At 61.5% G+C, this 26,257-nt stretch carries 19 protein-coding genes, 2 tRNA genes and 1 pseudogene; 2 read left to right on the top strand and 20 right to left on the bottom strand.

The annotated features are described in order from the left end of the window. Positions 1–966: 966 nt before the first annotated feature. Positions 967–1,653, bottom strand: coding sequence for a winged helix-turn-helix transcriptional regulator (locus B7G53_RS20950; RefSeq protein ID WP_096671355.1), 687 nt, complete (start codon positions 1,651–1,653; stop codon positions 967–969). A gap of 104 nt (positions 1,654–1,757) precedes the next feature. On the opposite strand from B7G53_RS20950, the gene B7G53_RS20945 reads away from it, so the two are divergent. Together B7G53_RS20945 and B7G53_RS20940 are read left to right on the top strand one after the other, a co-directional pair. Beyond that, a complete protein-coding gene (locus B7G53_RS20945) occupies positions 1,758–2,834 on the top strand; it encodes a carbon-nitrogen hydrolase family protein (RefSeq protein ID WP_096671353.1) in 1,077 nt (358 codons plus the stop codon). 14 nt (positions 2,835–2,848) lie between these two features. After that, positions 2,849–4,267, top strand: a complete 1,419-nt coding sequence (locus tag B7G53_RS20940; RefSeq protein WP_255250114.1) for an FAD-binding oxidoreductase — start codon at positions 2,849–2,851, stop codon at positions 4,265–4,267. A 265-nt stretch (positions 4,268–4,532) separates the two neighbouring features. Here the strand turns inward: B7G53_RS20940 and dgt are convergent, their stop codons facing one another. The 19 genes and pseudogenes from dgt to tuf all read right to left on the bottom strand — a co-directional run. Then, positions 4,533–5,945, bottom strand: coding sequence for a dGTP triphosphohydrolase (gene dgt, locus B7G53_RS20930; RefSeq protein ID WP_096671347.1), 1,413 nt, complete (start codon positions 5,943–5,945; stop codon positions 4,533–4,535). Positions 5,946–5,979: 34 nt separating this feature from the next. Next, positions 5,980–6,159, bottom strand: a complete 180-nt coding sequence (locus tag B7G53_RS22650) for a hypothetical protein (RefSeq protein WP_141396420.1) — start codon at positions 6,157–6,159, stop codon at positions 5,980–5,982. A gap of 152 nt (positions 6,160–6,311) precedes the next feature. Continuing rightward, positions 6,312–6,387 (bottom strand) — tRNA-Phe (locus B7G53_RS20925). Positions 6,388–6,405: 18 nt separating this feature from the next. After that, positions 6,406–7,083 carry a response regulator gene (locus B7G53_RS20920; protein WP_096671345.1) on the bottom strand — a complete coding sequence of 226 codons (678 nt, stop codon included), beginning with the start codon at positions 7,081–7,083 and terminating at the stop codon, positions 6,406–6,408. Between the two features lie 66 nt (positions 7,084–7,149). Then, positions 7,150–9,351 (bottom strand): sensor histidine kinase, encoded by a 2,202-nt coding sequence (locus B7G53_RS20915; protein ID WP_096671357.1) that lies wholly within the window; start codon positions 9,349–9,351, stop codon positions 7,150–7,152. Positions 9,352–9,425: 74 nt separating this feature from the next. Beyond that, positions 9,426–10,097 (bottom strand): DUF4390 domain-containing protein, encoded by a 672-nt coding sequence (locus B7G53_RS20910; protein ID WP_096671343.1) that lies wholly within the window; start codon positions 10,095–10,097, stop codon positions 9,426–9,428. Continuing rightward, a complete protein-coding gene (rsmB, locus tag B7G53_RS20905; protein ID WP_096671341.1) occupies positions 10,078–11,454 on the bottom strand; it encodes a 16S rRNA (cytosine(967)-C(5))-methyltransferase RsmB in 1,377 nt (458 codons plus the stop codon). Before rsmB ends, B7G53_RS20910 begins: the two co-directional genes overlap by 20 nt. A gap of 202 nt (positions 11,455–11,656) precedes the next feature. Then, positions 11,657–12,652 (bottom strand): M48 family metalloprotease, encoded by a 996-nt coding sequence (locus B7G53_RS20900; RefSeq protein WP_096671339.1) that lies wholly within the window; start codon positions 12,650–12,652, stop codon positions 11,657–11,659. 130 nt (positions 12,653–12,782) lie between these two features. Then, on the bottom strand, positions 12,783–13,376 hold the full coding sequence (locus B7G53_RS20895; RefSeq protein ID WP_096671337.1) for a LemA family protein: 594 nt from the start codon (positions 13,374–13,376) through the stop codon (positions 12,783–12,785). A 202-nt stretch (positions 13,377–13,578) separates the two neighbouring features. Continuing rightward, positions 13,579–17,790, bottom strand: coding sequence for a DNA-directed RNA polymerase subunit beta' (gene rpoC, locus B7G53_RS20890; RefSeq protein ID WP_096671335.1), 4,212 nt, complete (start codon positions 17,788–17,790; stop codon positions 13,579–13,581). A 28-nt stretch (positions 17,791–17,818) separates the two neighbouring features. Continuing rightward, positions 17,819–21,931, bottom strand: coding sequence for a DNA-directed RNA polymerase subunit beta (gene rpoB / locus B7G53_RS20885; RefSeq protein ID WP_096671333.1), 4,113 nt, complete (start codon positions 21,929–21,931; stop codon positions 17,819–17,821). A 335-nt stretch (positions 21,932–22,266) separates the two neighbouring features. Next, positions 22,267–22,641 carry a 50S ribosomal protein L7/L12 gene (gene rplL, locus B7G53_RS20880; protein ID WP_096671331.1) on the bottom strand — a complete coding sequence of 125 codons (375 nt, stop codon included), beginning with the start codon at positions 22,639–22,641 and terminating at the stop codon, positions 22,267–22,269. A gap of 29 nt (positions 22,642–22,670) precedes the next feature. Then, entirely contained in the window at positions 22,671–23,210 is a 540-nt protein-coding gene (gene rplJ, locus B7G53_RS20875) for a 50S ribosomal protein L10 (protein WP_096671329.1), read from the bottom strand. Between the two features lie 263 nt (positions 23,211–23,473). Next, positions 23,474–24,169, bottom strand: coding sequence for a 50S ribosomal protein L1 (rplA, locus tag B7G53_RS20870; protein ID WP_096671327.1), 696 nt, complete (start codon positions 24,167–24,169; stop codon positions 23,474–23,476). Beyond that, positions 24,166–24,600 carry a 50S ribosomal protein L11 gene (gene rplK, locus B7G53_RS20865; protein ID WP_096671323.1) on the bottom strand — a complete coding sequence of 145 codons (435 nt, stop codon included), beginning with the start codon at positions 24,598–24,600 and terminating at the stop codon, positions 24,166–24,168. The genes rplA and rplK overlap by 4 nt, the downstream gene beginning before the upstream one ends. 147 nt (positions 24,601–24,747) lie before the next feature. Next, a complete protein-coding gene (gene nusG / locus B7G53_RS20860) occupies positions 24,748–25,335 on the bottom strand; it encodes a transcription termination/antitermination protein NusG (RefSeq protein ID WP_255250115.1) in 588 nt (195 codons plus the stop codon). A gap of 8 nt (positions 25,336–25,343) precedes the next feature. Beyond that, positions 25,344–25,727, bottom strand: coding sequence for a preprotein translocase subunit SecE (gene secE, locus B7G53_RS20855; RefSeq protein ID WP_096671318.1), 384 nt, complete (start codon positions 25,725–25,727; stop codon positions 25,344–25,346). Positions 25,728–25,861: 134 nt separating this feature from the next. Next, positions 25,862–25,937, bottom strand: a tRNA-Trp gene (locus B7G53_RS20850). A 72-nt stretch (positions 25,938–26,009) separates the two neighbouring features. After that, positions 26,010–26,257, bottom strand: a pseudogene (gene tuf / locus B7G53_RS20845) (elongation factor Tu); the annotation flags it as partial.

Raw genomic sequence — 26,257 nt, 5'->3', positions numbered from 1 at the left:
TCGCCAGTTCCGAGGTCTTCGTCCAGCGCCCGGCCGGCATCGGCACGCGCAAGCAGCGCCATGCTGGCATCGGAAAAATCAAACCAGTCATTCATTTTTTTCGTCGTTTCACGCCAATGTTGGCGGCAAGCATAACGGCTTCGCGAAGAACCCTCCGGTTAGCGCACTATCGGAGCCACAGGAAAAATGGATTTGAGCCCCTGAATGGCCTGTACCAGAATGCAGCCGCTCCGGGGGGCTGCCGGCCATTGTGGTCGAACAACTGAGATGGCCAACAACCCAAACCCGTGAACTTGAATCGCAAGGATGTGGCTGGTCCCTGACAGTGATACAGGAGGTCTGGACGCCAGCGTCCCCTAGTCCTACCCGAGGCAGTCAAGCAAGCTTGATCCCAACCCGAGAAGCCGTCCGCCTGGCCGAGAATCGAGGCACCACGATCGCGGAGACATCGGCACCCTAAGTACAGATCAAAAGCACAAGCACCACTAACTGGCAACCGTATCCAGCAAACGCACTTACTCCTCCAAGGGCGCCCCAAGCAACCGTAATGTCTTACTCTTGAGCGGCAAACGCATCTGGGATTGAATGAAGTGGTTGCATTTTCCGCCGCTGCGAAGGCACATCCTTTAAACGGCAGTTTCGGAATCTGTAGGCACCTGACCATCCACTAAGGGCGTCTATCGGCCTGAACCGGACCGGCCTGTCATGGCCTACAGCCACGCAGATCACGGGCATGCCGCGTTGTCTGACGTGAACGTCAGAAACTGAGCCGGAAAGCAAAAAAAAGCGGCCTTTTGTGGGCCCGTTTTTTTTGTACCCGCCTTGTTTATCTGTTGGTTGACGAGAGTGACCTTCCCCCCCTATGCATTCGTTCATGCGGTGGGCACCGGCCGTTCCATCCACTGCATCGACAGGGTCCTGCGGAAGTACGATCCGCGGATGTGCATCGTCGCAGTCGAGCCTGCGCTATTTGAGCACTGCGCGTCGGGTGGGGGCGAACACGCTTGCGCCCAACCAGCGCCATAACTGCTGGGCATCCCGCGCAGCGCCGTCCACCCGCAACTCCTGCGTGCGCAGGACTTCGTTAGGCGTGCGGTCGCCCGTCCACACCTCGGTCAGTGCGCGCACGGTGCAATCCACGACCAGTGTCAATTCCCGGCCGGGGTCGTCGCGGCACAAATCCGAGGTGCCCTGCTCGACCACCAGCCACCATCGACGCTCGCCCGGCCGGGCGTCCCGGAACGCGAAGTGGATAACCACGGGGTGCGGCGGAAACTCCGGCAGCTGCACAAACCTCCGGATGTCCCACATGAGGAATCCTGCGTCCAGCTGGTCGTCACGCAGGCGGCTGCCGATCCAGCGAGCGCCCCAGTGGCCCAGGGCCATGACGATGGGCCGGAGTTCCTCGCCGGCTTCCGTCAGGCTGTAATCGCGGACCTTGCCCCCTGCCGAACGTCGGACCACGCCGATCTCCTCGAGGTGGCGCAGCCGTTGCACCAGCAGGCTGGTGGACATTCGGGGAACGCCGCGGTGCAGGTCATTGAAGCGTTTGCTGCCACACAGCAGTTCGCGCACGATCAGGGGTGTCCATTGCTGGCACAACGCCTCGGCGCCACGCGCAACGGTGCAAAACTGGCCATAAGTGTTATCCATTTGTGCTCGACTTCCGCTGGCGCAACGCTTCAGATTCTGGACTAGCCCCCCCGTTCGGTCAAGCGCATGCTTGCCTCTCCACTTCAACCTCCAGGGAGCAAGCCATGCCGAAAATTGCCATCGTTCAACGTCCCCCGGTTCTGCTCGATCGCAGGGCCACCATGGAACGGGCCGTGCAATCGGTCCGGGAGGCCGCCGCAGAAGGTGCGTCACTCATCGTCCTGCCGGAATCCTTTCTGCCGGGTTATCCGTCCTGGATCTGGCGACTCGCGCCCGGAACGGACGGCGCGCTGGTCGGCCAGTTGCACGCCCGGCTTCTGGACAATGCCGTCGACCTCGGCAGTGGCGATCTCGACCCGCTGTGCCAGGCCGCACGCGCCAATGCCGTCACGGTCGTCTGCGGCCTGAATGAATGCGACCGCCGCAGCCGCAGCGGTACGCTCTACAACACCGTGGTCGTCATCGGCCCCGACGGCCAGCTGCAAAACCGGCATCGCAAGCTGATGCCCACCAATCCTGAGCGCATGGTGCACGGCTTCGGAGACGCCTCGGGGCTGCGCGCCGTCGACACACCGGCCGGCCGTGTCGGCACGCTGATCTGCTGGGAGAACTACATGCCGCTGGCGCGGTATGCGCTGTACGCCCAGGGCGTGGAAATTTATATCGCACCGACCTATGACGCGGGCGACGGCTGGGTCAGCAGCATGCGTCATATCGCGCTCGAGGGTCGCTGCTGGGTGCTTGGCAGTGGCACGGCTCTGCGCGCGGCGGACATTCCCGCCGATTTCCCGGGCCGCGAAAAGCTCTTTCCGGATCCCGACGAGTGGATCAACGACGGCGACTCGGTGGTGGTGGACCCGCAGGGCAAGCTCGTCGCCGGACCGATGCGCCGGGAACAAGGCATTCTGTACGCGGCCATCGACATCGCGCGGGTGGCTCCGGCGAGGCGGACCCTCGATGTCACGGGCCATTACGCGCGCCCCGACATCTTTGAGCTGCGCTTGCGCCGCACACCAGCCGCGCCCGTGCGCTACATCGACAACGGCGGACGCACGGACACGGCAGAACTCAACGAACCCAACGAACCCAACAACGCTGTCGCGGCTTTCGGTGGCGCCCCCGGCACAGGGGCGCACTCGCTGGCCCGCCCGCTGACAGCACAGACCATTGGCCAGCACTGACAGGGAGAACCATGATGAGTTCACTCACAGGAATGAATGGCGAGGCGGTGGCGATCCCGGACGATGCGATGCAAGCGCTCAAGGCGGGCTTCAAAGGGCCCATCCTGACGCCTGACGAGCCCGGTTACGACGACACCCGCAAGATCTGGAATGCGATGATCGAGCGCCGGCCCGGAATGATTTTGCGCCGCACCGGCACGGTCGATGTTGTGCAGGCCTTGGGTTTCGCCAGCCAGCACCGGCTGCTGGTATCGGTGCGTGGCGGCGGCCACAATATCGCCGGGCTGGCGGTCTGCGACGGTGGCGTGATGATCGATTTGTCGTTGATGCGGGGCGTTTGGGTCGACCCTGCGCTGCGCACGGCGCGGGTGCAGGCCGGCTGCACGCTGGGCGATGTCGACCGCGAGACGCAGCTGCACGGACTCGCGGCCGTGCTCGGCTTTGTGTCCGCCACCGGCGTCGCCGGGCTTACGGTAGGAGGTGGGTTCGGTTATCTGACCCGTCGCCATGGCTGGACCTGCGACAACGTCACCGCGATGGAGGTGGTCACCGCGGGGGCGGAGGTCTTGCGCGTGTCCGCCGATGAAAACGCCGATCTGTTCTGGGCCCTGCGCGGCGGGGGTGGCAATTTCGGCATCGTCACCTCTTTCGAATACCGGCTCTTTCCCGTCGGTCCCCAGATTCTCGGCGGCGCGATCGCCTGGCGCGGCGAGGACACCCGTCAGGTGCTGCAGGCGTACCGTGACTTCAGCGCCAGGGCGCCGCGTGAGCTGACCAGCGTGGCCGTGCTGCGCAACGCCCCGCCGGCACCCTGGTTGCCCAAGGAGATTCACGGCAAACCGATCGCCGCCCTCTTTGTCTGCTACAGCGGAAACGTCGAAGACGGCGAAGCCTTGCTGGCACCGCTGCGCAAGCTGGGGACGCCCGTCGCCGACATCGTGACACGACGACCCTATGCGCAAATGCAAAGCCTGCTTGACGCCACGCAGCCGAAAGGCAGGCGCTACTACTGGAAATCGCATTACCTCGCCGGCATCGATCCTGTGCTCATCGATCAGGCGGTTGACCACGCCAGCCGCATCAAGTCGCCGCATTCGGCGATCCTGCTGTTCCAGATCGAAGGCGCATTGAATGAACTGCCTGCCAGGCATTCGCCGGCGGGCAACCGCGATGCCGCTTATGTGCTGAACATTGCGGGGTCATGGGAGAGCGCCCAGGATGACAGCGCCAACATCCAATGGGCACGCGATTGCTTCGAAGCCACCCGGACTTGCTCCACCGGCGGCGTGTACGTCAACTTTTTGACGGAGGAAGAGGGGGCGGATCGCATCGAGGCCGCCTACGGCCGCCCGAACCTGGCCCGGCTGGCAACGCTCAAGCAAAAGTTTGATCCGGACAACTTGTTTCGGCACACGAAGCCTGTGGGAGCGTGATAGCGGCTCCCATAGCTTGTCTGTCGCAACTGCGCGGGGGCAGCCTCTAACGCAGTTCGCGCTGCGCTCACGCTTTGACAAGGCGCGAACATTGGCAAAGGTGGATTTTCAATTTCGGGACATTCGTGGAAAAGCCGCAACTGACACGGAGAATCTCGCTCATTCGCAGAAGCTACTAGGGCACAAGAATCGAGACATGACTGAGCACTACGTTAAGGCTCGAATCGGCGAACGGGTCAAACCCCTTCGATAGTTGCAGTTTCAGTTAAATCGGCTTGAAGATTGAAGCGCCAGCGCCACGAAGCCTGCTGTAAAACTCGACGGCATATCTATCTGTCATGCCGGCAACAAAATCACAAACGAGGCGCATTTTTGATTCTATGTCAGGCAAACGCCTATACATCCTCTGAACATCGTCAGGCAGCAGAAGGTACCCTTCTTTCGCGTCATTTACCAGCGTTTCAAAAATTGTTTTGACAACATCTTCTCCGCGGTATTCGACCACCTTGAGACGCGGGGACATGATCGTCAATAAATAGTTCAAATGCTTGAGCGCCTCAATCTTTATTCTGATACCGCGCTCAACAGTAATTTGACTGAATCGTATCTGCTCTCCTTGGCGGGACTCAACCCCTATTCCACGCATAAAATTTCCAACGAGTTGCGAGGTGTATGCGGACCGCATAAACGCATCTGAGGCGATAACTTTTGACTCCGTATATATCTCTAACGCACCACGCTTGTGACCTTGGTCTTGCTCCTGTACTTGCTCTTTCTCATCGTCTCCATTGAAAGGAAATAAGTCATTGAGTGCGACATAAATATCTTGTTCGGTCGCTCCCTCCACTTCTTCCTTTACTTTTTCAAGCAACTTAGCAACCAAGTCGGCCTCGCCACGCACCTTTGCTAGAAGCTGCATGGGATGAGTGAAGCCTCCCTTCATCGCATCTTCTAAGTCATAAGTTGAGTACGCAATATCATCCGCAATATCCATGATTTGGCATTCGATCGTCTTGAAACCAGCAGATGCCTCAGGCATACCTACATGCTGCTTGATCGCGTCCACTAAAGGTTTTTCGGAAGCGTAGTACCCCTTATGCAACTTTCCGCCAGGATTCCGCTTTTCGGGGATCTCACTGTCGTACTTAAGAATGGCGGCAAGACTTCGGTACGTGAGATTCAAGCCCAGCCGCCGGTCTTCACCCAAACTGCTAACGCCGCAGGGATCTGAGGGGTCAGTCTCCGTCTGCACCTTCTTTTCGACTCTTGAAAGAATTCTTAGTGTCTGTGCGTTTCCCTCAAATCCTCCGTACTGCTTCATACACTCATCAAGTGCTTTTTCACCGTTGTGGCCGAACGGCGGATGCCCCAAGTCATGGGCAAGCCCCGCGAACTCTACGGCGTCCAGATCGATTTCTTGTTCCCTAAATTCTGGACACTTTGCATTAATCTGCTGCGCGATGCCCTTCGCAATCTGAGCCACCTCTAGGGAATGAGTTAAACGATTGCGAAAAAAATCCGACTCATCCCCTGGGAACAGTTGGGTTTTTCCTTGTAGGCGTCGAAACGAAGGTGAATGAAGCAATCGCCCAAAGTCGCGGCGAAACGCGGAACGTCCGAGTTCCACCTCTTCTTCTTCTTCCTTACAGCGTTTGTAATCTCTGTCGTGATACAGCATGTCAAAAAAAAAGCCACCTTCCGGTGGCTTGCAGTTATTTTGGTAGCGTCTTCTGCGGCATATCATCTTTTTTATCTGCGCCCGCAGCCACAGACGAATGATTCTGTGCTGTCGCCGTTGATGGCCTAGAAGACATTACCTGATAGTAGTGACTGAACTGGCCTTGAACAACTCGACGAGCGTCTTGGACAACTTTAAATTCAGCAGCTTTCATACAAGTTCTCCTTACAGTGCTTGGATAGCAGGTACCCAAGCTCCCATTCTATGCCTAGAGATTGACCTACGTGTAGCAATAATTGTAGAAAACGATGGCTACTTTGTAGAAACGCCCCAGAACCCGAAAAGGGCGCTGGGGCGCATGGAGACTGGTGGCCTGGGGCGGAATCGAACCACCGACACAAGGATTTTCAATCCTCTGCTCTACCGACTGAGCTACCGGGCCTGAGTCTAAGATTATATATCAGGCCGCGCGCTTGCCCCGGGTCAGGTCCACGCCAAGTTGTTTGAGCTTGCGGTACAGGTGGGTGCGCTCCAGCCCGGTCTTTTCTGCCACGCGGGTCATGGAGCCGCCTTCCTTGGCCAGGTGAAACTCGAAATAGGCTTTTTCAAACTCGTCGCGCGCATCGCGCAGCGGCTTTTCGAGCAGGAAACTCTGCGTGGCCTGCGGGCCGAGGTCCACCGCCAGCGGCAGGACCTGGCCGGTCATCGCGACTTCCACCGTCATGTCCACCGCATGCAGCAGTGCAGCGGGAACCGCCTGCGGTTTGCGGCCTGCCGATTTGAGCAGACCCTGTTCGACCGCCTTGAGCAGCTTTTGCAGCGTGATGGGTTTTTCAAGAAACGCGATCGCGCCTATCTTGGTCGCTTCCACGGCAGTGTCGATGGTGGCGTGGCCGCTCATCATGATCACCGGCATGCTCAGAAGGCCGCTGGACGACCATTCCTTGAGGAGCGTCACACCATCGGTGTCCGGCATCCAGATATCGAGCAACACGAGGTCGGGCCGGGAGCGGCCGCGCGCGGCGCGGGCCTGCGCAGCGTTTTCTGCGAGTTCGACCTGATGCCCTTCGTCGTTGAGAATTTCGGAGAGCAGGTCACGTATGCCCAGCTCGTCGTCGACTACCAGAATGTTTGCCATGTTGAAACGCTACCCCTACCGTCAGTTGTCGATTCTGCGGTACCCATCTCCGGGTCCGCAGTGTTGTTATGTCACAACTGCGAATGATAGCGATACTTGGGCGCCCTGCACGACGCCGTCAACCACGCGATTCGAAATATCAACACGTGCGCCGTGTTCATCGGCGATTTTTTTGACGACGGCCAGCCCCAAACCGGTGCCCTTGACCTTGGTGGTGACGTAGGGCTCAAACGCCCGTTTCAGGATGTGTTCCGGGAAGCCCGTGCCGTTGTCGCGCACCGTCAGACGCACCCGTTTCGAGGTCTCCGAATACTCGGTTTTGAGCAGCACGCGGCCCTCTGCCCGGCCCTCTTGGGCGTCCTGGGCGTTTTGCAACAAGTTGTGAATGACCTGCCGAATCTGTTGTGAATCTGCCTTGATCGGGGGGCAAGCCGGGTCGAGTTCGGTGTCCACCGGCACCACGGCGTTCTCGCTGGCGTAGAGCTGCATCACGTCGTTGACCAGCGCATTGAGGTCCACGGGCTTGAGTTCGGCGGCCGGCAGGCGGGCATAGTCGCGGAATTCGTTGACCAGGCGTTTCATCGCATCGACCTGGTCGACGATGGTCTTGACCGACTTGGTCAGCAGGATCTGCTCGGGCTCGGCCACCTTGCCGGTGAGCTTCATCTCCAGCCGTTCCGCCGACAGCTGGATGGGTGTGAGCGGGTTCTTGATCTCATGGGCCAGCCGGCGCGCCACTTCGCCCCAGGCCTGGGCACGCTGGGCCGAGACCATTTCGGACACGTCGTCGAACACCAGCAGGCATTCGTTGCCCGGCATCTTGGCGCCGCGGGCGATCAACGTGATGGCGTTGTCGGGCGCGCCGGGCTGGGCGGCGTTGAGTTCGAACGACTGCTGCCAGTGCTCCACGTCGTGCAGCTGGTTCTCGCCAAAGTAGGCATCGAACTGGGCCTGCACGCCTTGCGCAAAAACTTCCAGCCCGGGAATGTCGCTGAGTGAGCGCCCGTGGTAGGCCGCCAGCGGCACCCGCAGGATGCGCGTGGCACCGGGGTTGCTGGTCTGGATGCGCCCCTTGAGGTCCAGCACCATGACACCGGCGGTGAGGTTGTCCAGGATGGTCTGCAGATTGGCGCGCGCGGCATCCACCTGGTCCATGCTTTTTTGCACCGCGCCGCGCGCGTCGGCGAGTTGCTGGGTCATGTCGGCAAAGGAGCGGGTCAGCCCGCCCAGTTCGTCCTTGCCCTGCAGCGCCGCCTTGGGCGTCAGGTCGCCCTGGGCCACCTGGCGCACCCCGTCGGCCAGCACCAGCAGGGGCCGGGCCAGCTGGTTGCCCAGCACCACCGCCAGCAGCACCGCGCCGAACACCGCCAGGAACAAACTGAGCGTGAGTGTGCCTATGTACATTTTGCGCAGGCCACCCCGGGCCAGGGCGCGCTCCTGGTACTCGCGGTTGGCTTCCTGTACGGCAATGGCATTGGCCACCAGGCTGGTCGGCAACACCTCGGTCACCTGCAGGAACCGGACCTCGCCGAGCAGGCCGACGTTGGGGTTGTTGATCAGCGCCAGGGCCTTGATGCGGGGCGGTGTCGCACTGCCTGCGGCGAGGCTTGCCGCGCTGCCGGGCGGCTCGGCGCCGGGCAAGGCCACCTCGTCGAGCCCCTCGATCTGCGTGGCCACACGTTGGTTGCGGGCACTGCGCAGCAGTTGCGCCGGCGGCCGCTCGGGCTTGAGGGAGTACCGCGAGTCACCGGCACTGGCAATCATCTGCCCGGAGGCTGACCACAACACGACGTCGCTGACGGCCAGCTGCTCGCGCAGGCGCTCCAGCGCCAGGCCGGCCGAGACATCGGGTGTCTGCGTCAGCTGCCCCGCAGCGGCGCGGGTCTTGTTGCCCAGTTCGGTGGCCAGCGTGTCGAGCGTGACCCGGCCCAGGTTCAGGCCGGCGTCCAGTGCGCCTTCAACCTTCACGTCAAACCAGCTTTCGATCGAACGCGAGACGAACTGGTAGGACACGACGTAAATCATCGTGCCGGGCAGCAGGCCCACCAGCGCAAAAATGGCGGCCAGCTTGACCAGCAGTCGGCTGCCGAACTTGCCCTTGCGCAGGCGCAGGATCAGGCGCAGCACGATCCAGCTGATAACCAGCAGCAGCAAGGCGGCCACCGCCACGTTGAGCCCGAACAGCAGGACGTAGTTGCGTTCGTAAAGCTCGCGGTTGCCGGTGGCCTGGGTCAGCAGAAAGAGCAGCACCAGGCCCAGCGCGGCCATGGTGCCGACGCCGACACCCACCGTCCAGCGAAAAGCCGGACTGCTTTTCAGTGACGACACATTGCTCTTCAAATTCACTTTTCCGCCTCTTTGACGGCTTCCCTGGAGAGGTCCCGGGTGGCGTCCCGGGACAGGTCGCGAATCGGTTCGGCGACCAGGTCGCGGTTGGTTTCGACGGCGATGGTCCAGTCTTTCTGCCCCGCCACCCCAATCTGGAAGGGGCGCGGCAGCTGCGAGAGGTCGAGCCGGAAACGGAAATCGACGTTGTGCCGGACCCCGGACTCGACTTCCGCGGCATCGGCAATCCGCCAGCGCGAAAAGCGCTGGATTGATGCCAGCGCATCATCGAGCGTGTCGTAATTCTGGCTGAAGGAGGCCCGCAAGCCGGTGACGCTGATGGCGCCGGGCATCACATTGAGACGCCAGCGACGGGTCAGGGGCTGGAACGCCAGACGCATGGTGCGTGTCGCCGTGGTGATGCGTTTGTCGTACCAGTACCAGCGGCTGCGGTAGATGTCGGCTTCGGCCACGAAAAACATGGGAATGCCCTTGAGCAGGGCTTCTTCAACGGCAGGGGGCAGGTCGAACTGGATGCTGGCCGACAGGTACACGCCCTCGTCGGAACGCTCCATCTTCAGCTGGGTCACCTCGGTGGCCAGTGCCGCGTGGCCGGCTAGCGCCATCACGGTGCACACCCAAAACGCCAGCAGCCGCCGCAGCACCGTGTCAGGCTTTGCGTTTTTCAAAAACTGCGTAAAAGAAACCGTCGTGCTCACCGTCCAAATTGTCCGGGAAGACGGACGCCAGGACGCGACTTTGGGGTAGCAAATGACCCGGTGATGGCATGAAATGCGCGTCTTTGTGGTGCGTAACAAACGTTTGGGCCTGCTGCTCACCTTCCGCCCTGAAAACCGAGCAGGTGCAGTACAGCAACCGCCCGCCCGGCCGCAGCAGCGGCCACAGCGTTTCCAGCAGCCGCGCCTGCAGCGCAGCCAGCTGGGCGATGTCGGTCGGGCGGCGCAGCCAGCGCACGTCCGGGTGGCGCCGCACAATCCCCGAGGCGGTGCACGGCGCATCGAGCAGGATGCCGTCGTACGGCCGGCCGTCCCACCAGCCATCGGGGCGGGCGGCATCCCCCACCCGGATGTCCGCCTGCAGGCCCAGCCGCTGCAGGTTCTGCGCCATGCGCTCGCAGCGGCGTGCGTCAATGTCGAGCGCCGTGACCTCGCAGTCGGCGAGTTCCAGCAGGTGCGCCGTTTTGCCGCCGGGCGCGGCGCAGGCGTCCAGCAGCCGCAGGGGCGCACCATCGGCCGGGACCAGGCCGTCGAGCAGCAAGGGGGCGGCCAGCTGCGCCGCGGCGTCCTGCACCGAAAAATGCCCCTCGGCATACCCGGGCAACGCTGTCACCGCGCTCGGCGTCGCCAGCACCACCCCTTGCGGTCCGACCTGGCTTGCTACGATATTCATAGCCGCCAGCGCTTCCAGGTATTGGGCTGGAGTCGTTTTTCTTGTATTGACCCGAAGGATCAGGGGCGCTTTGGCATTGTTGGCATGCAAAATGGCCTGCCATTGGTCGGAATGGTCCTTGCGCACCCGGTCAATCCACCACTGCGGGTGGTTCCAGACCGCCTGCGGATGTTTTTCCGTCGCCGCCATCAGTGCGTCACGCTCGCGCAGGAAGCGGCGCAGGCAGCCGTTGATGAAGCTGGCTTGGTGCACCGTGGCCTCGTCGCGCTTGGCGGCTTCCACGGCCTGGTCCACCAGCGTGTAGGCGGTGTAACGGGGATTGCCGCTCTCCGGCAGGTGGCCGGCAGCGGCGTCGTCAGAATTGCTTTCCGTACAGGCCAGCGCCAAAGCAACACACAACAAGGCGTCGGCCTCCGGTGGCGGCGGCCGCTGGGCCAGTTGCTGGCGCAGCGCTTCGGCCCGGCCAAGCCAGCGCAGCGCATGAAAACCCAGGGCTTGCACGCCGGGCCGCAGGCTGGCGTCGATGTCTTCGAGCGCGGCGGTCATGGAGCGGCCGCCGCGAACGGCCATCAACAGGAAAGCCGCCCCCTGCAGCTGGCGCCACAGAGGGATGGGGGAGGTCTGGTTGTCTTGCATCGATCCTGTGTCGGCAGGCCCGCGGGCGCCGCTGTTTCAAGCCGCCCGGACGCGGGCGGCATGGCACCTATTAGACCAGCTTGGCAGCCCGGTCTGCACGGCGATGACACCGGCGCGCCTGGACGGCAGCACGTTGACGACGTTGGCCTTCACATCGCCCTGCCGTCGAGGCTTTCGTGATGCGCTTATCCCCGGTTCCGGCTCAAAACAGGGCGTCGGGGCGGGTCGGCGCGGTCTCGCCTTCGGCCAGTTCTGGCATGGCTCGGCCGTAGATCCGGCGGATACGTTCGGCCAGCGGCGGGTGCGAGTCCAGCCAGTGCGCCCGCCCCTGCTGCCCGACCAGCAGCATGTGCTGCACCGCCGGATGAAAACTCGCGGTCCGGCCTGCGCCCTGCTGGCTCGCCACCTTGCGCAGCACGCCACCCAGGCCGTCCCGGCTGCGCGTGAACTGGACCGCACGCGCATCCGCCAGAAACTCGCGCTGGCGCGACACCGCCGCCTTCAGCGCGCGACCTGCCAGCCAGCCGAGAAAACCGGCCGCCAGGATGGCCAGGCCCGGCAGCGCCAGCACGGAACGCCGGTCGTTCTCGTCGCGCTCGCACATGCCCACCCCGAGGTTGAAGATCAGCTCCAGCCCGAACACCATGCCGGCCAGCCGCATGTTGAGCCGGGTATCGCCTTCGCGGATATGGCTCAGTTCGTGGGCCACCAGCCCCTGCAGTTCGTCGCGGCTCAAGCCGTCGAGCGCGCCGCGCGTGACGGCGATGACCGCATCGTCCGCGTCCCAGCCGGCGGCAAAGGCGTTGATGCTGCCCTGGCGCTCCAGCACCATGACCTGCGGCACACGCATGCTGGCGGCAATGGCGAGTTCGGCCGCAATGTTGCAGAGCTTCTGTTCATCAAGCCGGCTGGCAGGCCAGGCCTCGCGGGCACCCACACGTCGCGCCAGTTTTTCACCGCCGCCCTGCAGGCTGGAGGTTTCCAGCCACCAGCCGCCCAGCACAAAGAGCAGGGTCATGCCGGTGTTGACGCTGAAAAAATACGCGGGGTAGCCCGCCACCCCCGGCGTCAGCAGATGCCAGGTCAGGGCCAGCGCGGCGTTGACGGCCAGCACCAGGCCGGTCACCGTCAAGGCGAACAGCAGCAGCAGTTGCCGGGTTTCGGCGCGGGCCCGCTCCTGGTGCTCAAAAAAACGCATGTGAAGATGAATTAGATTTGCCGGCTGGCACCCAAAGCTGACAAGCAATTTTTCGACGGGCCGCCCCTAGAAAAATTAGCCCCCTCGGGGGGCAGCGTAGTACGCGAAGCGACAAGCGTGGGGGCCATGTTCACATCTGGATGCGCACCGCGTCACGCTCGGCAGGGGTTTCCGTGGCCCTGAGCATGGCCGACGCGGCAAAACCAAACAGGCGGGCAATCAGCAGGGCCGGAAATTGCGCCTGCGCATTGTTGTAGTCGAGCACCGCATCGTTGTAGGCCTGGCGTGCAAAGGCCACCTTGTTTTCGGTGCTGGTCAGCTCCTCGCTGAGCTCGCGGATGGTGTCGTCGGCCTTGAGTTCGGGGTAAGCCTCGGCGAGCGCGAACAGGCGCCCCAGGCTGCCGCTCAGCGCCTCTTCAGCAGCGGCCAAAGCCAGCACTTCCGGCGCGCGGGTGGGGTGGCTGCGCGCCGCATCGCTGGCCGAACGCGCCTGGTTGCGCGCCGCGATCACCGCTTCGAGCGTCTCGCGCTCGTGCAGCAGGTATTTTTTGGCGGCCTCCACCAGGTTGGGAATCAGGTCGTAACGGCGCTTGAACTGCACATCAATCTGCCCGAAGGCGTTGGCGATGGTGTTCTTCAGGCGCACCAGCCGGTTGTAGGCCCCGACAGCCCAGAACAGCAGCAAGGCAAACACAACAATCAAAACCAGGGACTGGGTGGACATGAGGCCTTCTTTCTATCAACAGCGGCTGCCGCGAACCGGCACGGGCGACTTTAGCCGACAAGCCGGGCGGCTGTACAGCGTGCCGGCAGGGCCCGCACGGCGCGGCGGCATGACAGTTCCGGATTTTCAATAAAAAAGCGCCTCGGGCCCTTGTTAACAGGGCGCGAGGCGCTACGCTTTTTATAGCGTCAAAAAGCAGCAATTACTCGCTGGCAGCACCTTCGCTGGTCTGCTCGGGCATGGCTTCGAGTTCGGCCGCTTCGGCTTCGGCAATGGCACGGCGCTCGGCGTCGTCCATCTGGTCCTTGGCTTTGCGGGCCTCGTGGTAGGCCATGCCGGTACCGGCGGGGATCAGGCGGCCGACGATCACGTTTTCTTTCAGGCCACGCAGCTCGTCGCGCTTGCCCATGATGGCAGCCTCGGTGAGCACGCGGGTGGTTTCCTGGAAGGAAGCCGCGGAAATGAACGAATCGGTCGACAGCGAGGCCTTGGTGATACCGAGCAACAGGTTGCTGAAGGTCGCCGGGATCTTGCCTTCGGCGCGCAGGGCGTCGTTGGCATCCAGAATGACCGAACGCTCGACTTGCTCGCCAGCGATGTAGCTGGACTCGCCGACGTTCTCAACCACCACACGGCGCAGCATCTGGCGAACAATCACTTCGATGTGCTTGTCGTTGATCTTCACACCCTGCAGGCGGTAAACGTCCTGCACTTCATCGACGATGTAGCGGGCCAGCTCTTCCATGCCCAGCAGGCGCAGGATGTCCTGCGGATCGGCAGGGCCGTCGACAATCGACTCGCCCTTGTTCACGACCTGGCCTTCGTGCACGAGAATGTTCTTCTCTTTGGGCACGAGGTCTTCCCAGACCTTGCCTTCCGGATCGGTGATCTGCAGGCGCACCTTGCCTTTGGTCTCCTTGCCGAACGACACGGTACCGGTCATCTCGGCCAGCGTGCCCTTGTCTTTCGGCGTACGGGCTTCGAACAGCTCGGCCACACGCGGCAGACCACCGGTGATGTCACGGGTCTTCTGGCCTTCGACCGGAATACGCGCAAGCACCTCGCCGGGGCCCACGTCCTGGCCGTCACGCACCTGGACCAGCGCACCGACCTGGAAGCCGATCGTCACCGAGTGATCGGTGCCGGGGATCTTGACTTCGTTGCCGGTGGCGTCGATCAGCTTGACCTGGGGACGGATCACCTTGGTCGCGCCGCGGCGTTTCGGATCGATCACCACCAGGGTGGACAGACCGGTCACCTCGTCGAGCTGCTTGGCCACCGTCACGCCTTCTTCCACATTCTCGAAGGCCACCTTGCCGGCGAACTCGGTAATGATGGGGCGGGTCAGCGGGTCCCAGTTGGCCAGAATCGCGCCGGCCTTGATCGTCTGGTCGGCTTTCACCGACAGGATCGCGCCGTAAGGCACCTTGTGACGCTCGCGCTCGCGGCCATGCTCGTCGTGGATCACGATTTCGCCGGAGCGCGCGATCACGACCAGTTCACCCTTGGTGTTGGTCACATAACGCATCGGTGCGTTGAAACCGATCACGCCGTTGGACTTGGCTTCGACGCTGGAGGCAATCGCTGCACGCGACGCCGCACCACCGATGTGGAAGGTCCGCATGGTCAGCTGCGTGCCCGGCTCGCCGATCGACTGGGCGGCAATGATGCCGACCGCTTCGCCGATGTTGATCAGGCCGCCGCGACCCAGGTCCCGGCCGTAGCACTTGGCGCACAGGCCGAAGCGGGTTTCGCAGGTCAGCGCGGTACGCACCTTGACCTCGTCCACGCCGGCTGCTTCGAGTTCGTCGATCAGGTCCTCGTCCAGCATGACGCCGGCCTTGGCCAGCACCGCACGGTTCTCGGGGTGCAGGATGTCTTCGACCGCCGTGCGGCCGAGGATACGGTCGCGCAGCGATTCGATGACCTCGCCACCCTCGACGATGGCGCGCATCAGCGAACCGTCGGTCGTGCCGCAGTCGTCTTCGGTCACCACCAGATCCTGCACCACGTCGCACAGGCGGCGTGTCAGGTAACCGGAGTTGGCGGTTTTCAGCGCCGTGTCAGCCAGGCCTTTTCGGGCACCGTGGGTGGAGATGAAGTACTCCAGCACGTTCAGGCCTTCACGGAAGTTGGCGGTGATCGGCGTTTCGATGATGGAGCCGTCCGGCTTGGCCATCAAACCGCGCATGCCAGCCACCTGGCGAATCTGCGCGGCGGAACCCCGGGCGCCGGAGTCGGCCATCATGTAGATGGAGTTGAAGGACTCCTGCTCGACTTCCTTGCCGTGGCGGTCGATGACTTTTTCTTTCGAAAGCTGGGCCATCATCACCTTGGACACTTCGTCGCCCGACTTGCCCCAGATGTCCACCACCTTGTTGTAACGCTCGCCGGAGGTCACCAGGCCCGAGACATACTGCTGCTCGATCTCTTTGACTTCCTTCTGGGCACGCGCAATGATGCTCGGCTTTTCCTTGGGGATCAGCATGTCGTCGATGCAGATGGAAATGCCGGCCTTGGTCGCCAGGCGGAAGCCCGACTGCAGCAGCTTGTCGGCGAATACCACGGTCTCTTTCAGTCCGCACTTGCGGAAAGACACGTTGATCAGCTTGGAGATTTCCTTCTTCTTCAGCGCCTTGTTCAGGTTGGAGAAAGGCAGGCCCTTGGGCAGGATTTCGGACAGCAGTGCACGGCCGCCGGTGGTTTCCCACAGCTTGGTCGATGGCACGAACTCGCCGGTTTCCTTGTCCTTGGTGTACTCGGTCAGGCGCACGCTGATGCGGGCGTTCAGGTCGAGTTCACCCGCGTCAAAGGCGCGGCGCACTTCGCCGGTGTCGGAGAACACCAGGCCTTCGCCCTTGCCGTTGGTGCGGTCACGGGTCGTGTAGTACAGACCCAGCACCACGTCCTGCGAAGGAACGATGGACGGCTCGCCACTGGCGGGGAACAGGATGTTGTTCGAAGCCAGCATCAGGGTGCGGGCTTCCATCTGTGCTTCCACGGACAGCGGTACGTGCACCGCCATCTGGTCACCGTCGAAGTCGGCGTTGAAGGCCGAGCAGACGAGCGGGTGCAGCTGGATGGCCTTGCCTTCGATCAGGATGGGCTCAAAGGCCTGGATACCCAGACGGTGCAGCGTGGGCGCACGGTTGAGCATCACCGGGTGCTCTTTGATGACCTCTTCCAGGATGTCCCACACCACTGGCGTGCCGGACTCGACTTCCTTCTTGGCAGCCTTGATCGTCGTCGCGATGCCCATGGCTTCGAGGCGCGAGAAGATGAAAGGCTTGAACAGTTCGAGTGCCATCAGCTTGGGCAAACCGCACTGGTGCAGCTTGAGCGTCGGGCCCACGGTGATGACGGAACGGCCCGAGTAGTCGACGCGTTTGCCCAGCAAGTTCTGGCGGAAACGGCCTGACTTGCCCTTGATCATGTCGGCGAGCGACTTCAGGGCGCGCTTGTTGGCACCCGTCATGGCCTTGCCGCGGCGACCGTTGTCCAGCAAGCTGTCCACGGCTTCCTGCAGCATGCGCTTCTCGTTGCGCGCAATGATTTCCGGTGCCTTCAGCTCCAGCAAACGGCGCAGGCGGCTGTTGCGGTTGATGACGCGGCGGTACAGGTCGTTCAGGTCGGAGGTCGCGAAGCGGCCGCCGTCGAGCGGCACCAGCGGACGCAGGTCCGGTGGCAGCACCGGCAGCACGTCGAGCACCATCCAGTGCGGCTTGATGCCGGACTTCTTGAACGCTTCCATCAATTTCAGACGCTTAGCGTTCTTCTTGATCTTGATTTCGGAACCGGTCAGGTCGTTGCGCAGCTTGTTGATCTCGTCATCGAGGTCCAGCCCTTCGAGCAGGTCCTTGATGCCTTCGGCGCCCATCTTGGCGGTGTACTCGTCGCCGTATTCCTTGCGCTTGGCATCGTAATCGTCTTCCGACATGATGCTGAATTTCTTCAGCGGGGTCATGCCGGGATCGGTCACCACGTAGGCTTCAAAGTAGAGCACGCGTTCGATGTCGCGCAGCGTCATGTCGAGCACCAGGCCCAGGCGTGATGGCAGCGACTTCAGGAACCAGATGTGCGCGCACGGTGCGGCCAGGTCGATGTGACCCATGCGCTCGCGGCGAACCTTGGTCTGCGTGACTTCAACGCCGCACTTCTCGCAGATGACACCGCGGTGCTTGAGGCGCTTGTACTTGCCGCACAGGCACTCGTAGTCCTTGATGGGGCCAAAGATCTTGGCGCAAAAGAGACCGTCGCGCTCCGGCTTGAAGGTGCGGTAGTTGATGGTTTCAGGCTTTTTGACTTCGCCGAAAGACCACGAACGGATCTTCTCGGGCGAAGCCATGCCGATCTTGATGGCATCAAAATGCTCATCGGGCGTGAATTGCTTGAACAGGTCGAGTAATGATTTCATGGTTTAAATCCTTTTCTTTCCTGCTGAATTAGCTGCGTTCCAGCTCGATATCGATACCGAGCGAACGAATTTCCTTGACCAGCACGTTGAACGACTCCGGCATGCCGGCGGTGATCGCATGCTCGCCCTTGACGATGCTCTCGTACACCTTGGTACGGCCCTGCACGTCGTCGGACTTGACGGTCAGCATTTCCTGCAGCGTGTAGGCGGCGCCGTACGCTTCCAGCGCCCAGACCTCCATCTCGCCGAAACGCTGTCCACCGAACTGCGCCTTGCCGCCCAGCGGCTGCTGTGTGACCAGCGAGTACGGGCCGGTCGAACGTGCGTGCATCTTGTCGTCCACCAGGTGGTGAAGTTTCAGGAAGTGCATGTAGCCGACGGTCGTCGTGCGCTCGAAAGCGTCACCGTTGCGGCCGTCATACAGTTGCGCCTGGGTGCGCGTGGCCGTCAGCCCCTTGCCCTTGGCGACGTCGTCCGGGTAGGCCAGTTGCAGCATGCCCATGATCTCGGCTTCCGAGGCACCATCGAACACCGGTGTCGCAAAAGGCACGCCGCCCGTCAGGTTGCCGGCCATCTGCAGGATCTCGTCATCCGACAACTTGGACAGGTCTTCCGCACGGCCCGACTTGTTGTACAGCGTGTCCATGAACTTGCGCAGGTCGGCCACCTTGGCCTCGGCCTGCAGCATGTCGCCGATGCGCTGGCCCAGGCCCTTGGCGGCCCAGCCCAGGTGCACTTCGAGCACCTGGCCGACGTTCATCCGCGAAGGCACGCCCAGCGGGTTGAGCACGATGTCGCACGGCGTGCCGTCGGCCATGTAAGGCATGTCTTCGACCGGAACGATCTTGGACACCACACCCTTGTTGCCGTGGCGGCCGGCCATCTTGTCGCCGGGTTGCAGGCGGCGCTTGACAGCCAGGTAGACCTTGACCATCTTCAGCACGCCGGCCGGCAGTTCGTCGCCCTGCGTGAGCTTCTTGCGCTTTTCTTCAAACGCCAGGTCAAAGCTGTGGCGCGTCTGCTCCATCGAGTTCTTGATGCTCTCGAGCTGGGCCGCGACTTCGTCATCCGCCGGACGGATGTCGAACCAGTGGTATTTCTCGACGTCGGCCAGGTAGGCCTTGTCGATCTTCGTGCCTTTGGCCAGCTTTTTCGGGCCGCCATTGGCAACCTTGCCGGTCAGCAGCTTTTCGATACGGTCGAACGCATCGGCTTCCACAATGCGCAGCTGGTCGTTCAGGTCCAGACGGAAGCGCTTGAGCTCGTCGTCGATGATCTGCTGGGCACGCTTGTCGCGCACGATGCCTTCACGGGTGAAGACCTGCACGTCGATGACGGTGCCCTGCGAGCCCTGGCTCACGCGCAGCGAGGTGTCTTTCACGTCGCTGGCTTTTTCGCCGAAGATGGCGCGCAGCAGCTTTTCTTCCGGGGTCAGCGTGGTCTCGCCTTTGGGCGTGACCTTGCCTACCAGCGTGTCGCCCGGCTGGACTTCGGCGCCGACATAAATGATGCCGGACTCGTCAAGACGGTTGAGTTGCTGCTCGGACAGGTTCGGGATGTCGCGCGTGATCTCTTCCGCGCCGAGCTTGGTGTCACGCGCCATGACCACGAGTTCCTCGATGTGGATCGAGGTGTAGCGGTCTTCGGCGACGATGCGCTCGGAAATCAGGATCGAGTCCTCGAAGTTGTAGCCGTTCCAGGGCATGAAAGCGATCAGCATGTTCTGGCCGATGGCGATCTCGCCCAGGTCGGTCGATGCGCCGTCGGCGATCACGTCACCCTTGGCCAGCTTGTCGCCGATCTTGACGATCGGGCGCTGGTGGATATTGGTGTTCTGGTTGGAACGCTGGTACTTGATCAGGTTGTAGATGTCCACACCCACTTCACCGGCCAGGGCTTCCGCGTCATTGACACGCACCACGATGCGGGTGGCATCGACGTAGTCGACCACGCCGCCACGGGTGGCAGTCACGACCGTCCCCGAGTCGATGGCAGCCACACGCTCGATACCGGTACCGACCAATGGCTTTTCCGGACGCAGCACGGGCACCGCCTGGCGCGACATGTTGGCGCCCATCAGCGCGCGGTTCGCATCGTCGTGCTCGAGGAAGGGCACCAGCGAGGCCGCCACCGACACGATCTGCGCAGGAGACACGTCCATGTACTGGATGCGTTCTGCGCCGACCAGCACGGATTCGCCATTTTCACGGGCCGACACGAGGTCGCCCGTCAGCTTGCCGGCATCATCGAGCAGGGCATTGGCCTGGGCGATCACATATTTGCCTTCTTCGATGGCAGACAGGTAGTCGATCTGGTCCGTGAGCTTGCCGTCCATCACGCGGCGATACGGCGTTTCGATGAAGCCGTATTCGTTCAGGCGGGCATACAGCGCCAGCGAGTTGATCAGGCCGATGTTCGGGCCTTCAGGCGTTTCAATCGGGCAGACGCGGCCGTAATGGGTCACGTGCACGTCACGCACTTCAAAGCCGGCACGTTCGCGGGTCAAGCCACCGGGGCCAAGGGCCGAAACACGGCGCTTGTGGGTGATCTCGGCCAGCGGGTTGGTCTGGTCCATGAACTGGGACAACTGCGACGCGCCGAAGAATTCCTTCAGGGCGGCGGAGATCGGCTTGCTGTTGATCAGGTCGTGCGGCATCAGGGGCTCCTGCTCGGCCTGGCCCAGACGTTCCTTCACGGCTTTTTCAATCCGTGCCAGACCGGTGCGGTACTGGTTCTCGGCGAGTTCACCGACACAACGCACGCGGCGGTTGCCCAGGTGATCGATATCGTCGACCTGACCGTTGCCGTTGCGCAGGTCCACCAGGATCTTGACGACCGCGAGGATGTCCTCGTTGGTCATGACCATCGGGCCGGTGGAGCTGTCGCGGCCCACGCGGGCGTTGAACTTCATGCGGCCGACCTTGGACAGATCGTAGGTGTCCGGGTTGTAGAACAGGCGCTGGAACAGGGCCTGGACCGCGTCTTCCGTCGGCGGCTCGCCGGGGCGCATCATGCGGTAGATGGCCACGCGCGCCGCAAACTCGTCGACGGTTTCGTCGGAGCGCAGGGTCTGCGAAATGTAGGCGCCCTGGTCGAGTTCGTTGGTGTACAGCACCTGCAGGTCCTGCACGCCGGCAACACGCAGCTTCTTCAGCAGCACGTCGGTCAGCTCGTCGTTGGCCTTGGCGATGATCTCGCCGGTCTCGGCATCAACGATGTTCTTGGCGACCACACGGCCGATCAGGAAGTCTTCGGGGACGCTGATGGTGGAGGTGCCGCTCTGCTCGAGCTCACGCGTATGGCGCACGGTGATGCGCTTGTCCTTGGCAACAACGACCTTGCCGTTCTTGTCGGTGATGTCGAAACGGGCCACTTCGCCGCGCATGCGCTCGGCGACGAATTCCATTTGCGCGCCACTGTCCATCAGGCGGAAATTGTCGAACACGAAGAAGTTCGCGAGGATGGACTCGGGGTTCAGGCCGATGGCCTTGAGCAGGATGGTGACCGGCATCTTGCGGCGGCGGTCGACACGGAAGTACAGGATGTCCTTCGGGTCGAACTCGAAGTCCAGCCACGAGCCACGGTAAGGGATGATGCGGGCCGAGAACAGCAGTTTGCCCGAGCTGTGGGTCTTGCCCTTGTCATGCTCGAAAAACACGCCGGGCGAGCGGTGCAGCTGGGACACGATCACACGCTCGGTCCCGTTGATGACGAACGAACCCTTGTCGGTCATGAGCGGCACTTCGCCCATGTAGACTTCCTGCTCCTTGACTTCCTTGACGACCTTGGACTGCGACGTCGACGACTCGCGGTCATAAATGATCAGCTGGACCTTGGCGCGCACGGCCGACGCAAAGGTCAGGCCGCGGGTCTGGCACTCGCGCACGTCAAAGGCGGGCTTGGCCAGGTTGTACTCGAGGAACTTCATCTCGACAAAACCGTTGTGCGAGACGATCGGGAAGGCGTTTTCAAACGCCGCCTGCAGGCCTTCGACCTGGCGCTTTTGCGGCGCGCGGTCGGCTTGCAGGAACGCCGTGTAGGCGTCTTTCTGCATTTGCAACAGGTAAGGGACTTTCAGCACGCTCTCGCGGCTGCCGAAACTTTTGCGAATTCGCTTGCGTTCGGTATAGGAATAGGCCATGAGTTCTCCGCTTTAATGGGACACAAACAAGTAGGGGCAACTGGTTTGTTAAGCTCTGGCGACTGTCTTGAATGAATACACCACGTAATCAAACAGACTTGGTGGTTGGCCACTACCAACCATGGCGGACGGCAACGCATTGCACGTTGCCCGAACCAAGGCGTTTCCTGCAGTCGGGGTCAGGAAGCACTGGCAAGAAGATTTTCTGCAAATCTGCTTGCCGGTGATTCCAGGGAGGCTGAAAAACGCGCTTGCGCGGGTTTCGCCAGCACTCCTTGAAAGCACGAAAGGCTGGAAGCCGAACCCGGTCTTCCAGCCTTCGCGAAACACAAGAATTACTTGAGTTCGACTTTCGCGCCGGCGTCTTCGAGCTTTTTCTTGGCAGCTTCGGCGTCGGCCTTGGATGCAGCTTCCTTGACAGCCTTCGGTGCGCCGTCGACCAGGTCCTTGGCTTCCTTGAGGCCCAGGCCGGTGATTTCGCGCACGGCCTTGATGACCTGCACCTTTTGGGCGCCAGCCTCGAGCAGCATGACCGTGAACTCGGTCTTCTCTTCTGCAACAGCAGCAGCGCCGCCGCCGCCGGCAGCAGGAGCAGACATCGCTGCAGCGCTCACGCCAAATTTCTCTTCGATGGCTTTCACCAGGTCGTTGAGTTCGAGGACCGTCATGCTATCCAGCGCGGTCAAAAATGCGTCTTTGTCGAATGCCATTTTGATTTCCTAAAAAAAGTTGGTAAAGGTTATGCCGCTGCAGCTTCTGCTGCGGGCTCCGCGGCTACGACCACATCGTTGCCGCCGCCTTTTTGTTCCGCCAGCGCGGCCAGCACTCGTGCCGTACGCGAAATGGGGGACTGCATCAAGCCCAACAGCTGGGCGAGCAGCACTTCTTTCGAAGGGATGCTTGCAAGCTGCTTCACGCCGTTCACGTCCAGGACTTTTCCTGCCATGGCGCCTGCACGAATCACCAACTTGTCGTTGGTTTTCGCGAAGTCGGCAACCACCTTGGCGGCAGCGACAGCGTCTGTGGAAAAGCCATAGATCAGCGGACCGGTCATCTGGTCGGACAGGACATCAAACGCGCTGCCTGCCACGGCACGGCGAGCCAGGGTGTTTTTCAACACACTCAGGGTCACGCCTTTGTCGCGGGCTTGGCTGCGCAGCTTGGTCATGTCAGCGACCGTGATGCCACGGTATTCCGCCATCACGAGCGTTTGAGCTTTAGCGGCGAGGCCGGTCACTTCATCAATGACGGCTTGTTTCTCACTGCGGTTGAGACTCAAGGTCTACTCCTTAATAATGTGTCTTCGGATCTTGCTTTCGCGCCATCCTGCCAACACGCCTATATTCAGCGACCAACTGTTTTTCAGATTCTTTTCAAAACCATTCAAGCAGCGGGACCGCCATCTGCGTTGGCTGTCTTTCGACGATTAAGCGGCGTGCTTTGCAGCCTGCCGCACCAACGGTCCTGGATGGCCTGCCGGAGCCGGAACCCCGACAGCCCACCACTTTGAACAGCCCTTGCGGGCGGCTCAAATTTTTGCGATTACGCTGCGATGGTTTGCGTGTCGACGCGAACGCCCACACCCATCGTCGACGAAACCGCGACTTTCCTCAAATACACACCTTTGCTCGACGCAGGCTTGGCCTTGGTCAGGGCATCGATCAGCGCTGCCAGGTTGCCCTGCAGCTTGTCGGTATCAAACGAACGACGGCCAATCGTGCCGTGCACGATGCCGGCCTTGTCGACGCGAAACTGGACCTGACCGGCTTTGGCGTTTTTCACGGCCGTTGCCACGTCAGGCGTCACCGTGCCGACTTTCGGGTTGGGCATCAAACCACGTGGGCCGAGGATCTGGCCCAGGGTACCTACCACGCGCATGGCGTCAGGCGAGGCGATCACGACGTCGAAGTCCATCTTGCCGGCCTTGATGTCGGCAGCCAGATCATCCATGCCGACGATGTCAGCACCGGCTGCCTTGGCTTCTTCGGCCTTGGCGCCCTGTGCAAACACGGCCACACGCTTGGTCTTGCCGGTGCCGTTGGGCAACACGACAGCGCCGCGGACGACCTGGTCGGATTTCTTGGCATCCACACCCAGCTGCACAGCCACGTCGATGGACTCATCGAACTTGGCGACGGCAAATTCCTTGACCAGACCCAGGGCGTCAGCCACCGGGTACAGCTTGTTGCTGTCGATCTTGTCGCCAACAGCTTTTTGACGTTTGGTCAGCTTGCTCATACAACTCCTTCCACCGACACGCCCATGGAGCGGGCCGTACCAGCAATCGTGCGAACTGCAGCGTCGAGGTCAGCAGCCGTCATGTCTTTCATTTTGGTCTTCGCGATTTCTTCGAGCTGTGCGCGGGAAATCTTGCCCACCTTCACCGTGTGCGGCGTGGCAGAACCCTTGTCCAGCTTGATGGCCTTTTTGATCAGGACGCCTGCGGGAGGCGTCTTGATGACAAAAGTGAAGCTCTTGTCTGCGTACGCGGTGATCACCACGGGCAGAGGCAGGCCGGGCTCAACACCCTGGGTCTGGGCGTTGAACGCTTTGCAGAACTCCATGATGTTCAGGCCGCGCTGACCCAGGGCCGGGCCAATCGGGGGGGACGGGTTGGCCTTACCAGCTGGCACTTGCAGCTTGATGAAGCCGACGATTTTTTTCGCCATACTTTTCTCCTTGCGGGTCATAACGCCTGGACGCCGTCAGAAGACAGGTCCGGGCTCCCCGGGGGTTACACAACTCAATCAGGTTCCGCAAAGAACCTTCCGCGCCGAGTTGCAAGGCGCGAATTTCTGACGCTCAGCCGAAAAAACTTACGTTTTTTCGATCTGGCTGAATTCCAGCTCGACGGGCGTTGCACGACCGAAAATCGTGACGGACACCCGCACCTTGTTCTTGTCGTAATTGACTTCCTCGACCGTGCCGTTGAAGTCGGTGAACGGGCCGTCCTTGACCCGGACGTATTCGCCCGTTTCAAACTCGACCTTGTGCCGCGGCTTCTCGGTGCCGACCTGCATCTGGTCGACAATTTTCTGCACGTCTTCTTCGGAAATGGGGGCCGGACGGTTTTTGGCGCCGCCGACAAACCCGGTGACCTTGTTGGTGTGCTTCACCAGGTGCCAGGTTTCATCGTCCATGACCATCTCGACCAGCACATAACCCGGGAAGAAACGGCGTTCCGTCGTTTTCTTCTGGCCGTTCTTGATCTCGACCACTTCCTCGGTGGGCACCAGGAAACGGCCAAACTTGGCCTGCATGCCGGCGCGGTTGATGCGCTCGACAATATTGCGTTCGACGGCTTTTTCCATGCCCGAATAAGCATGCACGACATACCACTGCATGCCGGGAGTCGGCTGCAGGGATGCGCCAGCCGCCACTTGGCTGACCACGTCACCGTTCATATCGCTCATTATTTTTTCCACCCCAGTATCAGGTCGTAAAACACCCATTCGAGCGTTTTATCGGTGAGCCACAAAAAGAGTGCCATGATCACCACGAATGCAAAGACGTAAGCCGTCATCTGCATGGCTTCCTTGCGGGCCGGCCAGACCACTTTTTTGACTTCGCGCCAGGAATCACGCCCAAACGCCACGAACTGTTTGCCAGGCTCGGAGGTCAGGAACACCACCACCGCCGCCATCAGACCAGCAATCAAGCCACCCCACTGGACAACCGGACCCTGCTTGGCGAGCAGGTAAAAGCCCGCCAGCGCACCCAGCACCAATGCCACGGCAAGGGCCAACTTGGCCTTGTCAGCAGTCGTGCTGACGGTTTCGACTTGAGAAGTGGCCATGATCGCCTGATTTCCTGTTCATCTTCACGCGTCTTCTCAGACGCTTAAGCCCACCTGGGGTCCAAGGACTCCCGGCGGGCTTGCATAGTTCTGTTTCACACCACTCTCGGCTTCAGGCATTCCCTGAAACCAGGTGGCAGGGGCAGTAGGAATCGAACCTACAACCTTCGGTTTTGGAGACCGACGCTCTGCCAATTGAGCTATACCCCTTCATCTCTCAATCAGTTGGGGACAGAGCAAAAAGCTTTGCCTTTACCGGCTCAGCCCCAAAAACAATCCTTGTTACGCAATGATCTTGGCCACGACACCGGCGCCGACGGTTTTGCCGCCCTCGCGGATGGCGAAACGCAGACCTTCTTCCATGGCGATCGGGTTGATCAACTTGACGGTGATCGACACGTTGTCGCCTGGCATGACCATTTCCTTGCCTTCTGGCAACTCGATCGCACCGGTCACGTCCGTCGTGCGGAAGTAGAACTGGGGACGGTAGTTGTTGAAGAAAGGGGTGTGGCGGCCGCCCTCGTCCTTGG

Origin of the sequence: Polaromonas sp. AET17H-212 (assembly GCF_002379085.1) — a bacterium.
Classification (GTDB): Bacteria; Pseudomonadota; Gammaproteobacteria; order Burkholderiales; family Burkholderiaceae_C; genus Polaromonas.
Note: the sequence above shows the minus strand (reverse complement) of the source record. Positions and strands in the feature narration are given on the sequence as shown.